11 protein-coding genes are annotated in these 13,150 nt (G+C 60.1%); all 11 read left to right on the top strand.

Annotated elements, in window-relative coordinates:
• Positions 1-170: 170 nt before the first annotated feature.
• Complete coding sequence (locus KF833_03570) at positions 171-1,580, top strand: O-antigen ligase family protein (protein MBX3744363.1); 1,410 nt, start codon at positions 171-173, stop codon at positions 1,578-1,580.
• Positions 1,581-1,877: 297 nt separating this feature from the next.
• Positions 1,878-3,053 (top strand): glycosyltransferase family 4 protein, encoded by a 1,176-nt coding sequence (locus KF833_03565; GenBank protein ID MBX3744362.1) that lies wholly within the window; start codon positions 1,878-1,880, stop codon positions 3,051-3,053.
• Between the two features lie 248 nt (positions 3,054-3,301).
• Positions 3,302-4,693: a phenylacetate--CoA ligase family protein gene (locus KF833_03560; GenBank protein MBX3744361.1), complete on the top strand. Its 1,392-nt coding sequence runs from the start codon at positions 3,302-3,304 to the stop codon at positions 4,691-4,693.
• On the top strand, positions 4,686-5,849 hold the full coding sequence (locus tag KF833_03555) for a glycosyltransferase family 4 protein (GenBank protein MBX3744360.1): 1,164 nt from the start codon (positions 4,686-4,688) through the stop codon (positions 5,847-5,849). The genes KF833_03560 and KF833_03555 overlap by 8 nt, the downstream gene beginning before the upstream one ends.
• A gap of 37 nt (positions 5,850-5,886) precedes the next feature.
• Positions 5,887-7,704: a hypothetical protein gene (locus tag KF833_03550; GenBank protein MBX3744359.1), complete on the top strand. Its 1,818-nt coding sequence runs from the start codon at positions 5,887-5,889 to the stop codon at positions 7,702-7,704.
• A gap of 255 nt (positions 7,705-7,959) precedes the next feature.
• Positions 7,960-8,802 (top strand): ABC transporter permease, encoded by an 843-nt coding sequence (locus KF833_03545; GenBank protein MBX3744358.1) that lies wholly within the window; start codon positions 7,960-7,962, stop codon positions 8,800-8,802.
• Positions 8,803-8,839: 37 nt separating this feature from the next.
• The gene (locus KF833_03540; GenBank protein MBX3744357.1) at positions 8,840-9,205 is read left to right on the top strand and encodes a four helix bundle protein; all 366 of its coding nucleotides are present in this window, start codon (positions 8,840-8,842) and stop codon (positions 9,203-9,205) included.
• Between the two features lie 75 nt (positions 9,206-9,280).
• The gene (locus KF833_03535) at positions 9,281-9,646 is read left to right on the top strand and encodes a four helix bundle protein (GenBank protein ID MBX3744356.1); all 366 of its coding nucleotides are present in this window, start codon (positions 9,281-9,283) and stop codon (positions 9,644-9,646) included.
• Between the two features lie 84 nt (positions 9,647-9,730).
• On the top strand, positions 9,731-11,140 hold the full coding sequence (locus tag KF833_03530) for an ABC transporter ATP-binding protein (GenBank protein MBX3744355.1): 1,410 nt from the start codon (positions 9,731-9,733) through the stop codon (positions 11,138-11,140).
• A gap of 218 nt (positions 11,141-11,358) precedes the next feature.
• Positions 11,359-12,060 carry a polysaccharide pyruvyl transferase family protein gene (locus KF833_03525; GenBank protein ID MBX3744354.1) on the top strand — a complete coding sequence of 234 codons (702 nt, stop codon included), beginning with the start codon at positions 11,359-11,361 and terminating at the stop codon, positions 12,058-12,060.
• An 82-nt stretch (positions 12,061-12,142) separates the two neighbouring features.
• Entirely contained in the window at positions 12,143-13,147 is a 1,005-nt protein-coding gene (locus tag KF833_03520) for a glycosyltransferase (protein ID MBX3744353.1), read from the top strand.
• Positions 13,148-13,150: the final 3 nt, after the last annotated feature.

Genomic DNA, 13,150 nt, shown 5'->3' with positions numbered 1-13,150 from the left:
GCCTGAGGCCTGAGGCCTGAAGCCTGAAACCTGAGACCTGAAGCCTGAGGCCTGAGACCTGGGGCATGAGGGGGGTGACGGGCGAGGGGGTGACTGGGGGGCGATGATGCGTGACTGCGATGGGAGAGATGGCATTTGGGAATGGGGTGGGGCGACGGAGGGGGGCGCCGGTGCGTCGAGTGCCGGCGACGGGGACGGCTCCGATCCACACACGGTGGTTCGTGGTCGGCTTGCTGGTGCATGTGGGGTTGGGCGTGGCGGGCAAGTCGAGTGCGCTGGTGTCCGGGGGGCACGCGTTGCTGACGCTTGGGGTGGGCCTTTTCTGGGCTTTTACGGATCGTCGGCCCTTCCGATTGGCGGCTTGGGCAGCTTATGTGGTGGGGATGGAGATATTCTGGCGAATGACCAAGGCCCCCGTCCCGTGGGAATTCGGAAAGTACGCCCTGGCGTTCGTGTTGGTCATCGCTGGATCAAGAATGCCCGGTGGGCGGTCGTCCTGGCTGCCTTGGGCATACTTTGGGCTGCTGCTGCCCGGGGTCGTGCCCACCTTCATCAATTTTTCTCCGCAGTTTGCCAGTGAAACAATCCGATTCTACCTCTCCGGACCGCTAAGCCTGGCGGTCTGCGGTTGGTACTTCAGCCGGCTTAGGATGGATGAATCATCCCTGCAGCGCTTGCAGGTCTGGCTGGTATTAGGGGTGGTTACCATCGCGACCATCGTGCTCATGGGCGTCCGCGAGTTGGATACCTCAGACTTCTCGGGAGGATCCGCGGTGCATGCGTCCGGGGGTTACGGGCCGAACCAGGTTTCCAGCATCCTCTCCCTGGGGGCGATCTGCGCGGTATTGCTTTCGTTACAGTTGCGGCGGGCCGGTCTGCTCCCCTATCTGCTCGCCGCGGTCGCAGTCTGGTTTCTGGCGCACGCGGTGTTGTCCTTTTCGCGTACCGGGCTGTATCTCTTCGCCGGATCCCTGATGGGAGCGGCTCCGTTGTTGCCCCTGCGTCGATGGCTGACGGCGCGCAATGGGATGCTGGGGGCGGCGTTGGTGGTCATCGGGCTGGGAATCTGGGGATACCTGGTGAACTTCACGGGTGGAAGGATCGTGGAGCGGTTTATGAATACCGATTCGACCGGTCGCGATCGGTTGGTGATGCAGGATTTGAGGTTGTGGATGGAGAACCCCGTGTTCGGTGGCGGGATCGCCGTCGCACGAATGGAGCGGGGCACGGCATCCCACACGGAGTACACCCGGCTGTTGTCGGAGCACGGCCTGCTTGGGTTGGCTGCTGGGGGGTTCCTGGCCGCAATCGGATGGGTCGCATGGCGTGCCCGTGGGCAACCCTACATCCGATCCAGCCTGGTGGCGGGCTACCTGTGGGGAATGCTGTTCATGGCGGTCACCGCCATGCGGACGGCCACGCCGGGATTCCTGATTGGTATGGCACTGGCAAGGCACGAGGGGCAGCCTCGACCTCGCCGTATCCATTCTGTTGGACACACGAGGAAAGCTCACGCCCACGCGCAAAGACGCGATGAGGGAGATCCGGTCCAGGACCATCGTGTCGTTACCCTCGGGTAGGTTTGACCGTATCCATATAGCAGGGATGGGCACGCGGAGGCGCGGAGGCCACGGAGGGAAACGCTTGGGAACAGGGATCGGATGCCAAGACGGCACGATGCCCGGATGACCTTTGGGTGTGCCATCTCCAGCGTCGCACCAGCGATCAAATCGAATGCCCTCGCCGCGATGACCGGGTCATCGCGTACACTCGCGACCGCATGGATGCGGCTTCGACGGGTCCTTGGGAATGGGCTGTGTTCCGACCGCCACGCCGCCCATTCGATCGATGGAGCAGCCGAGTGGTTCCTGGTCTGTATGTTCGAGGTGACGAGATCAGAACCCCTGGGGCATGGGCTCGATACGACCCGAGGGCCCGGGGAAGGCGGTGAAAGCCGGCGGCTTCTGATGGTGGGGAACTTTCTCTCCGGCCACGGCCTGGCGCGGGGGGTGGGCGAAGAGCTGGCCGACCGGCTCCGGGTGGTCGGCTGGCCGGTGGTCACCACGTCGGACCGTTTGAACCGATGGGCCCGTTGGTTCCAGATGATGCGGGTGGTCCGCCAGCATGCGGGCTGGGCGGAGGTGGCGCATCTGGATGTCTTCAGTGGGGCGGCGTTTCTGTGGGCGGAAACGGCTGCGGCATGGCTGAAACGAAGGGGCGTACCGTTCGTCGCAACGTTGCACGGTGGCAATCTGCCCCGATTCGCCGCGCGCTGGCCGCGCCGGGTGAAACGAGTGCTGAGTGCAGCCCGGGTGGTGACGGCTCCCTCCCGGTACCTTGCAGACCACATGGCCGGTTCTCGGCGGGACATCCGGATTCTGCCCAATCCCCTCGAGATCTCGCGGTATCCCTGGCGGTCCCGGGAGAGGCCGCAGCCGATCCTGGTGTGGCTGCGCGCGTTGCATCGCATCTATCGCCCGCAACTGGCCGCCGAGGTCGTGGCCCGTCTCAAGCGGGAACTGCCGGGCATTGGTTTGACGCTCTACGGTCCCGACAAGGGGGACGGGGCACGGCAGGATTGGGAGGCGGCGGTGGCCGCCTTCGACGTGGGGCGCGAGGTGTCCTGGGCGGGCGGTGTACCCAAAGCCGATGTTCCCAGGGCGTTGTCGGGAGGGGACATTTTTCTCAACACCACCGATGTGGACAATACCCCGGTCAGTGTGATCGAGGCGATGGCGTGCGGACTGTGCGTGGTGAGCACGAACGTGGGAGGCACCCCATACCTGATCGAGGAGGGTCACGACGGACTGCTGGTGCCGCCCGGCGATGCGGGAGCGATCGCGGCGGCCGTTTTGCGGCTGTTCCGGGAGCCCGGGCTGGCGGGGAGGTTGTCCGTCCATGCCAGGAGAAAAGTGGAGGCGTATGATTGGGGTGCTGTGCTTCCGCAATGGATGAGGCTGCTTCGTGAGGTGGCCGATGGCGGGAGTGCGTCGATGAGTCACGGTTCGATGAAGGAGAATGACTCTCACGGAGGCACAAAGACACGGAGATGAACGAGAACGCCAGTGGGATCCTTCTCGTCGAAGGCGCTGTTGCGTTGCTACCATGGGTATCTGGATCGGAATCCTCCGTGTCTTGGTGTCTCCGTGAGAGAGGCTAACGGTTGAAATCGGAGGGCCGAGTTCCACGAGGCCGCAGGGGAGTGGAACGATGGGATAAGAACTCGCGGAGCTCGTCCCTCCGGAAGACGACATCCATGTCGTTCGGTATCGATACAATCTACCGGCGGCTGCCCTATCCCATGAAAGTGGCGGCGGCCAGCGCCCGCGGATGGCGGTTGCAGCGACTGCGATATGGCCGGGAGACAGACGAGCGGGTCCGAGCGGCGTGGGCCCGTGAACGCTGGTCGAACGAGGCTTGGGCTGCCTGGCGTCAGCCTATTCTCCAGCGCTTGCTGACCGACGCGGCCCAACACGTTCCGCATTACCGTTCCTGGGCAAGGCAAAGGTTGGGTCGGACAGATTCCGGAGAGGCGGGAGGCCTGGAATACTGGCCTGTATTAGCCAAGGAATCCCTCAGGTCCGCCCCGTTGTCGTTTGTGGACGAACGGATCGATCCCCGTTCGTTGATGATCGAGCGGACCAGCGGGAGTACGGGGACTCCGGTGACCCTCTACCACGGGGTGGAGGGAATTCGGGCCTGGTATGCCCTCTTCGAAGCGCGATGGCGGGGTTGGGCCGGATTGAGCCGGCATGACCGGTGGGCGATTCTAGGCGGCCAGTTGGTAGCCCCGCCCGGTCGGCAGCGTCCGCCATTCTGGGTTTGGAACAGCCCGATGCGACAGCTCTATTGCAGCACCTACCATCTCTCCAGGACGACGGCTGCCGCTTATGCCGAGGCGCTGATGGTGCATCGGGTCACCTACCTTCTCGGGTACCCTTCCGCCCTTGCCCTCCTTGCCGGTTGGATGGAGGAACAGAGTCTGAGCGCACCGCCGCTGAAGGCGGTGCTCAGCAATGCGGAACCGCTTTACACCCACCAAAGGGAGGTTCTTCGGCGCGTCTTCGGCTGTCCCGTGTATGATACCTACGGCATGAGCGAACACGTCGGGGCCGCCAGCGAGTGCGAGTCGGGCACCCTGCACTGGTGGCCGGAGGCGGGGGTGCTGGAGATTCTGAGGGATGACTCGGATACCCCGGTGCTGCCTGGGGAGACGGGCCGGATCGTGTGCACCGGTCTGCTGCATCGGGAACAGCCGCTGATTCGTTACGACACCGGGGACCGTGGCGCCGTGGTGGAACCGGGTTGGCGTTGTCCGTGCGGGCGGACGCTTCCTGTCCTGACCCGGATCGAGGGGCGCTCGGATGATCTCATTCGCACACCAGACGGTCGCTGGATCGGGCGCCTCGATCCCGTGTTCAAGGGGGGACTACCGGTGGTCGAAGCGCAGATTCAGCAGCTGGGACCAGACCGGATCGAGGTGAGGGTGGTGCCGGGACATGGCTACGGCCCGACGGCCGAGGAGAGCCTGCGGCGGGCGCTCATGGAGCGTGTGGGTGCGATGCGCATCGAGATCGTCCTGGTGGAGAGGATTCCTCGGGGTTCCAACGGGAAGTTCAAGGCGGTGGTGGGCTGGAAGGAGTGGAGGGCCGGGGCAGGAGCGGCGGTGGGACCGGGAGTCCATCATGGCTGAACACAGGCATGTGGCCGATTGCGGCGAGCGGGTGCTCCTCACCGTCCCTCAACTGGAAGCTACCTCAAGTCCGTACCGGGAGTTGATGGCGCTGTGCAAAGGCCTGACCCGTCGGGGGTTCCGGCTGGACGTATGTTCGTTGCGTCCCAACGGCAGTGACATCACGGGGAGTCAGTTGGCGGCGATGGGAGTCGGTTGGTTTGTCGCGCGGTTTCGGCCGGCCGAGTATGGATTGTCGGGTTGGCTTGAATTTCTCAAGTACCGAAGGGTGATTCGAGGCCGGGGACGATACGCCATCCACCACTCCCTGGACTTCACCAGCATGCCACTGGAGGCGTGGTCGAGTCCGTCGTTCGCGGATCACTTCCTTTTCACGCAACGGAGCATGAATCGGAATGGGTATCGGTGGGCCCTGAAGGCACGAGCCCGACGAGCGGGCGTGGTCGTAGGCATCTCCGAGGGGGTGTGCGGGTATTTGAGATCGCTCCAAGTGGCGCCGTCGAAGATCCGGCGCGTGTACAATGGCTTCCATCTATCGGTGCCGCAGGGCGTCAAGGCTGCGGTCCCCGGCATTCTTTGTGTTGCCCATCTGCAGCGCGGGAAGCGGCAGATAGATTTGATTCGTGCGGTCGCCCGCGTTCGGGAGCGTCAATCCGACATCATGCTTCGCCTCGTGGGTGAGGCCTACGACACGGAATACGAGCACCAGCTTCGCCTGGAATGCCGACGACTCTCCCTGGAGAAACATGTCCAGTTTCTCGGACGCCGAACGGATGTCCCCGCCCTGCTGGCTCAATCTTCGATTCTGGTCTCCTGCTCCGAAACCGAAGCCCTGGGCACTTCGATCATCGAGGCGATGAAGGTTGGCGTGCCAGTGGTCTCGTCCCGTGCCGAGGGTCCGTCCGAGTTCCTGGTGCATCAGGAGAACGCCTGGCTGGTGGACACCGGCGACGTAGCCGGATTCGCCGAGGGAATCTTGAATCTCCTGGAGAATGAGACCCTGCGTCAACGATTGGTGGATCGGGCGAGGGCTACCGCCGAACGTCTGTTTTCACCGGAGCCGATGGTGGAAGCCTACGCGGCCATTTACCGCGAGTTGTTGGCGCGGGGATGTGCTTCCGATCGGAAGTGCCAGACTCTGAGGGGTGCATCATGAACTCCCCGGTACAAGGAACCTGGGTTCCAGGGACAGCATGAAGCCACCGGACACCAAGATCGCTGCGGACGAGTCGATCGGGGCATGGCTGGCATGTCGGATTGGGGAGGGCACGCTTCCAACCGGGTTTCATTGGAGTGAGGTGCCTTCGCGGAAGGATGAGGCGAGGCAAGGCATCGCGCCGCCCACCGGGGACTGGGCCGGATATCCCTGCCACCAATGGGATGCGCCCTGGGGGAGGGGTTGGTGCCTCGGCGAGGTGCCGACGCAGGACCTCGATGCCCTGCAGCGCGCGTTCGATACCCCTAGCTTCGATGCCGCACCGCTCCAACAGGAGGCCTTTCGACGATCTTGCCTTCTGATCGCCTGGGAGCGCGAGAGGGGTCAATGGCATGTCTTCACCGACCGCTTCGGCACCGTTCACGCCTATCACCGGGAAGGCCCGGGACCGCGTGCCATCGGGACCTGCTATGCGTCTCTCGTCCGCCTGTCGGGTGGGAATGCCTTGGATGCCTTGGGCCTGAGCGGATTCCTCACGCTGGGATTCTTCCCGGGAGACCGTACGTGGTTCTCGAACATTCGGGTCCTGGAACCGGCCAGGCATCACGTGTTCGACCAGGATCTGAGGCGGATCTCCTCAAGGCGCTACTGGCACTGGAGCCACCAACCTCTCGCGGATCGCTCCGATGCGGCAGCGGTGGACGCCTTTGCGGACCGGTTTCATGCAGTGATGGAGGAGCAGACCCGGGAAGGGCGGGTAGCCGTACCCATCTCTGGTGGACTGGACGCCCGTTCCACCGTGGCGGCTCTGATGGGGCACGCCGACCGTGACCGTGTCTGGGCCTACTCCTACGGATACAGCGATGGCTCGGTGGAAACGCGGCTTTCCTCGGCCATCGCCCGGGAGGCTGGGTTGCCCTTCACGGCCTTCACCCTTCAACCCTACCTGTTCGACGATCTCCCTGTCGTCATGGGCGCCGTCGAGGGCTTTCAGGATGTCACCCAATGCCGGCAGGCCTTCGTCCGACGGCCGCTGGCCCAGCGCTCGGATGCCGTGATCGCTGCCCATTGGGGCGACGTCTGGTTCGATGACATGGGCTGGGAGAGCGCCGACCGATCGGGAAGCGAGGAGGAAGCGGTGGTGCGGCACCTTTGGGGCAAGGTCGCCAAGAAGGGCCGGCAATGGCTCCTGACACATCTCACGGCGGATCTGAGCGCAGGCTCCGCAGTCGTCGAGCGGACAGTGCGGGAGTGGATGACATCCACCCTGGAGAACTACCATCACCTGTCCGATCCCGATTTTCGCATCAAGGCGTGGAAGACGGATCACTGGTCGTCTCGATGGACCCTGGCGAGCATCCGCATGTTTCGGGCGGCCACCATTCCCAGATTGCCGTTCTATGATTCTCGAATCGCCGATTTCTTTCTTACCGTGCCCACCCGGCAACTCGCCGGCCGTCGTCTGCAAATCGAGTACTTAAAGCGCCAGGCGCCCGCCCTGGCCCGGGTGCCGTGGCAGGAAACCGGGGTGGACCTGTTCTCCCCTGCACCCGCCGGAGTCACAGCCTTGCTGCACCGACTTCTCAACAAGCTCGACCGGGTTCGCCGCGGGGATCCGGGATGGTCCCGCAACTGGGAGGTGCAGTTCGGCGGACCCCAGGGCCGCGCCGGTCTGGAACTCTGGCTGACCCGACCCGGACTGCGCCTTCACGATCTCTTCCCGCGCGCCGCCATCCAAGACCTTCTCAAGACCTTCGCCCCGGGCCGATCCGGTGGCGCCGAGGGGTACACGGTGTCGATGCTGCTTACGACGTCGGTGGCGCTTGAAACATTCTTAGCGAAACCTGAGACCTGAAGTCTGAAACCTGAAGCCTGAGACCGGAAGACGGAAGACGGCGGGTAGATTCTCGAACGCTTCCCAGCCCCGACCGAACCGTCCGACCGTCAGCCATCAGCGCAGCCACCGAATCCCTCAGCTCTTCGATCTTCACCATTAGCTATCAGGTCTCAGGTTTCAGGCCTCAGGTTTCCAATTTCTGCTTTCTGCTTTCTGCTTTCTGCTTTTCAATTTCTGCTTTTCAATTTCTGCTTTGCCCTTTCAGGTTTCCCTATGCCCCCCTCCGCATCAGCCGACACCCCCATCGTCATCATCGAACCCCGCAAGGGCTGGCGCCTGATTGACTGGCGGGAGGTCAAGGAGTACCGGGACCTCCTGTACTTCCTCGTCCTGCGGGACGTCACGGTTCTCTACAAGCAGACTGTGCTGGGCATCGCCTGGGCGGTGCTGACGCCGTTCTTCTCGATGGTGGTCTTCTCCATCATCTTCGGCCGCCTCATCGGGGTGCCCAGCGATGGTGTGCCGTACCCGATCTTCAGCTTCGCCGCCCTGCTGCCATGGACCTACTTTGCCAATTCGCTGACAGGTTCAACCGGCAGTCTGATCAGCGGCACAGGCCTGTTCACTAAGGTGTATTTTCCACGAGTGTTCATACCTCTCGTTCCTGTCCTTTCCAAGCTGGTCGATTTTGCGATCGCCTCGAGCCTGCTGGCCCTGCTCATGGTCTGGTACGGGATTGTGCCGTCGGCCAATGTGCTGTTGCTTCCCATACCCATTCTTCTGATGATCCTGACCTCGGCGGGCATCGGCATGGGCCTCTCCGCCCTGGCCATTCAATTCCGGGACGTTCGTCACGCCATGGGCTTTGCGGTCACCCTACTGCAGTACGCCGCCCCTGTCGTCTGGCCCGCTTCCAAGATCCCCGAGGAGTTCCGGCTCTGGTATGGTCTGTACCCCATGGCGGGCGTCATCGAAGGCTTCCGGGCCGCCATTCTAAACACCGGCCCCATGCCCTGGGATCTCATCGGCATGGGTGGCCTGTCGGCGACCTTGTGCTTCGTCGCGGGAGCGATGTATTTTCGAAGGACGGAGAGGGTGTTTGCTGACGTCGCTTAGAAAAGCAGAAAGTAGAAAGCAGAAAGCAGAAAAAGTTATGAGTGGACGGTTGCCGGAGGAGTTTCGGGGACGTACGAAGCGATTTGCGGCAGGGGCGATCCGTCTGTTCGTCGGCATGCCCAAAGGAAGGGAAGAACTGCGTGTGATCGGAAGGCAGTTGTTGCGTTCTGCGACGTCGGTCGCCGCGCACGTCAGGGAAGCATCCCGTGCCCGGTCTCATGAGGAGTTCGCGTCAAAACTCGGAGGCGCACTCCAGGAAGCTGACGAAAGCCAGCTCTGGTTGGAACTCCTCCGTGAAGAGTGCGGAGTGGATCCTGACAGCACTGAGCCGCTGGAGAAGGAAGCCTCAGAGCTGATTGCAATCCTCACCACAATGATCAATAGAACCAAGGCAGGTCGATGAAGTGCCCCAAAGCCACTCCATCAAAGCCATCATGATCATCCAATTTCTGCTTTCTAGTTTCTGCTTTCTGCTTTTGTGAGTGGCCGGTTGCCGGAGGAGTTTCGGGGACGTACGAAGCGATTTGCGGCAGGGGCGATCCGGCTATTTGTGGGTCTTCCCAAGGGAAGGGAGGAACTGCGAGTGATCGGGAAGCAACTGCTGCGCTCGGGAACATCGGTGGCTGCACAGGTGCGCGAGGCCTCCCGCGCACGGTCCAATGAGGAATTCGCTTCGAAACTCGGAGGCGCACTCCAGGAAGCCGACGAAAGCCAGCTCTGGTTGGAACTCCTTCGTGAAGAGTGCGGAGTAGATCCTGACAGCACGCAGCCGCTGGAGAGAGAAGCCTCAGAGCTGATTGCAATCCTCACCACAATGATCAATAGAACCAAGGCAAGTCGATGAAGTGCCCTAAAGCCACTCCATCAATACCTTCATGATTGGCCAATTTCTGCTTTCTACTTTCTGCTTTCTGCTTTCTTCACTGGAATGAGCAATATCGCCATCCGCGTCGAGAATCTTAGCAAGGCCTACCGCATCGGGCAGGAGGAACAGCGTCATGAGACGCTGCTGGGGGCCATGGCCTCCTTCGTGAGGGCGCCGTTGCGCAACTTTCGGAATCTCCGCAAGTTGAGCCGCTTTGATGACCTCTCCCAAGATTCCAATCCGCCAACCCAACCGGGAGGTACCCAGGACCCAACCGCCAATACCCACCAACCCACCACCAACAACGACCCCTCAGACATCATTTGGGCCCTCAAGGACGTCTCGTTCGAGGTCAAGCACGGCGAGGTGCTGGGGATTATCGGACGCAACGGGGCGGGCAAGTCCACCCTGCTGAAGATCCTCTCCCGCATCACCGAACCCACCTCGGGCCGGGCCACGGTGTACGGCCGGGTGGGAAGCCTGCTGGAGGTTGGCACGGGATTCCACCCGGACCTGACGGGGCGTGAAAATGTCTATTTGAACGGAACGATTCTTGGCATGAAGAAACGGGAGGTGGATGCCAGGTTCGATGAAATCGTGGACTTCTCCGGCGTGGAGAAGTTCATCGATACGCCCGTGAAGCGGTACTCGAGCGGGATGCGGGTGAGACTGGCGTTCGCAGTGGCGGCCCACCTTGAACCAGAAGTTCTGATCGTCGATGAGGTGCTGGCGGTAGGGGATGCGGAATTCCAAACTAAGTGTTTGGGAAAAATGCAAGATATCGCGGTATTGGGACGGACTGTTTTGTTTGTAAGTCACAATCTTGGAGCGGTCCGAGCACTCTGCAACCGAGGCTTGTTGATCGGAAGCGGAACAATAATCTTCGACGGTGCCGTTGAAAGATGCCTAGACTGCTACTCAAACTCCGTGAATGACACCAATTTCAGCAAGCATCTAGAATCCACTAGACGAGAGCATTCAAAATTAAGAGCTACTAGCATCGAACTTCTGGCCGGCGAGTCAGGAGGCGACAAGATTATTCTTGCGGGTGCCCCATTGTCCATAAGAGTAGGCTATAGTAGTGAAAGGACGGTCTGCAACCTTGATGTTGCAATAACAATCTATGACGACAACAATATAGGAATCATAAGTCTTTCGACCTGCTATGTAGGAGCCACGGTACCCACGGCTATCGGGGAAGGTAGCCTCACATGTTCGATGCCGGTGCTACCACTGCTTCCTGGAAGGTACAGACTCGCACTGGCGCTACAGGAGAATGGAAGGGTTCTCGATCGAATAGAGATCGGGAGGCAACTTGAGGTCGCTGGTTCGGTGTTCTACAAATCAGGTAGAACTCCAAGCCGCAAAAACTGTTGCTGCATGGTAGAGCACCGTTGGGAATACAAACAAGGGCATGAGTGTTCACCATCACACAACTTAATAGCAGTCGAAGGCGGGACATCCGGTATCTGATGCACCAATTGTATACAGCGACCCACATGCAAAATTGGATAGCCAGGCTTTGGCAAATGATGCGGCAACCAATTCGCTTGTACTGGGCATCAGAGAAGATCCAGCGGCAGTTGGGCTACGAGAACTTCGGAGATCTACTATCTAAGCGCATAATTGAAAAGATTTCTGGAAGACGCGTTAGGTGGTCTAGGCCAAGCACTGCGTGCGAGACAAGGCCGGTGTTGCTCGGAATCGGGAGTATTATACGTCGTGCTCGGCCGAACTGTGTAGTCTGGGGTTCTGGGATCAAGACCTTCCATGATTCAATGGAAAGCCGAGGCGCGACCGTGCTGGCGGTACGTGGCTATATCACACAAGAATGGCTATTAAAGAATGGGGCAATTGATCGCTCTCAGGCAATTTCCTTTGGCGATCCAGCTCTGCTTGCGCCCATCTATTGGCCTGCTCCAGGAGTGCGTAAATGGGAGGTTGGGGTTGTGCCCCATTTCATGGAACTGGAAGCTATCAGGAAATCACAATTGCCTTCCCAATGGCGCTTGATCGAAGTTACGCAGGATCCGGTGAGTGTAATTGATGAAATTGCTTGCTGTTCACTAATTGTTAGCTCTAGTTTGCACGGATTAATTGTCGCCAATGCGTACAGAATTCCCTCTGTTTGGGTTAAGTGGTCGAATGCCATATGCCAAAATGGTGGAGAAGCAAAATACTTGGACTACATCGAGTCAATAGGGGCTGGGATAAGTGTACCCCTAGATCTGCAAAACAATGATTTGTCAGACGAAAGAGTGCAAAGGCGTCTTGTAGAAGACCAGGCTCTGCGGATAGTAGCTGGGACGAACTTAGTAGAGATGCAGAGAGGGCTGCTTGCGTCATTTCCTGGGAAAATCACCCGTATTAGTTCCGAAATGCTGCGTAGTTAGATATGCGACTGCTAAGAGCAAACGAATGCGCGCATTTGCAAATCTCTTGAGATACTGAAAGCCGGGCCGATTTTGCCCTAGTATGAAGTTGCGTGGAGATCTGAATGTGGTTGTTCCGGCCTATAACAGGGTTGATGCTTTGACTTGTGTTCTTGAGTGCCTGGAAAGGCAAACGGTGTTACCGAGCCGGACAATAGTGGTTGACGATGCATCTGAGCCTCCACTGAGAAATAGCATTTCACGGACCTATCCGGACCTCAACATCGAGTGGCTGCGACTTGATAAGAATCGTGGTCCAGGAACAGCTAGGGAAGCGGGGAGAAGTAGGGTCGACAAAGCCCATGTTCTCTACGTTGACTCCGATGATAAACTTCGGGAGGACGCGATTCAAAGGTTGCTGGGAGTGCTGATAGATCAACCCAATTTGGGTATGGTCTACTCCACGGCGGAGGAAGTCACGGATCTAGGATCTTTAGGTGTTCGGAGACGGAGTTCAGAGGGCTTTGATGCTATCCTACCAGCAGTGTTGTTTGGAAGGCCTTGGCCTACTTCCGGTTGCATGTGGCGTACGTCCTGTGATGTTCTGGGGGCTCCCTGGGAAGCGCTCTATGCCTGGGAGGACTATGTCCACGATGTTAGGGTTGGGTGCCATGATGTTGCCATTGCACACTTGCCGGAGCCGCTGTGTCGGGTTGGGGTTTCGGTGCCGGGCCGGGTCAGCCAGGGCAGTGGTAAGAAGCATCTACGCCGAAAGGCAGTGAGTATGCTGCAAGCATATGTTCTCATTTCGCGAGCGCTGCGGTGTAGCCGGTGGGTCGAGATTGATGTTGTGCAATGGCGGCTTCGGACGCTTGCTTGGTCTATGGGAGTCATTGGGCTCGATGCGGGATTGTTTGGGAGGACTCATCGAATGCTCCGGGAGGCTATCCATTGGCAGCTGGGGCAGAGGGGTAGGTGGCATCTGCGGTTGGTCATGGTGACAACGTTCCTTCGGCAGAAGGGTGCAGGGATGCGCCTGGCCAGGTATTTGCGCAGAAGGGAGGGTGCCATGCCTGAAGGGCTTAGGCAGCGCGCAACAATAACTTGATCA

It is taken from the genome of Verrucomicrobiia bacterium, from assembly GCA_019634625.1.
GTDB lineage: Bacteria > Verrucomicrobiota > Verrucomicrobiia > Limisphaerales > CAIMTB01 > CAIMTB01.
This window is presented reverse-complemented; position numbering and strand designations above follow the sequence as displayed.

What these genes read in the sequence shown, in the direction of transcription:
- KF833_03530 (MBX3744355.1), top strand. Translation starts at nt 9,731, where the DNA reads ATGAGCAATATCGCCATCCGCGTCGAGAATCTTAGCAAGGCCTACCGC.
- KF833_03565 (MBX3744362.1), top strand. Translation starts at nt 1,878, where the DNA reads ATGTTCGAGGTGACGAGATCAGAACCCCTGGGGCATGGGCTCGATACG.
- KF833_03520 (MBX3744353.1), top strand. Translation starts at nt 12,143, where the DNA reads ATGAAGTTGCGTGGAGATCTGAATGTGGTTGTTCCGGCCTATAACAGG.
- KF833_03560 (MBX3744361.1), top strand. Translation starts at nt 3,302, where the DNA reads ATGAAAGTGGCGGCGGCCAGCGCCCGCGGATGGCGGTTGCAGCGACTG.
- KF833_03540 (MBX3744357.1), top strand. Translation starts at nt 8,840, where the DNA reads ATGAGTGGACGGTTGCCGGAGGAGTTTCGGGGACGTACGAAGCGATTT.
- KF833_03555 (MBX3744360.1), top strand. Translation starts at nt 4,686, where the DNA reads ATGGCTGAACACAGGCATGTGGCCGATTGCGGCGAGCGGGTGCTCCTC.
- KF833_03550 (MBX3744359.1), top strand. Translation starts at nt 5,887, where the DNA reads ATGAAGCCACCGGACACCAAGATCGCTGCGGACGAGTCGATCGGGGCA.
- KF833_03545 (MBX3744358.1), top strand. Translation starts at nt 7,960, where the DNA reads ATGCCCCCCTCCGCATCAGCCGACACCCCCATCGTCATCATCGAACCC.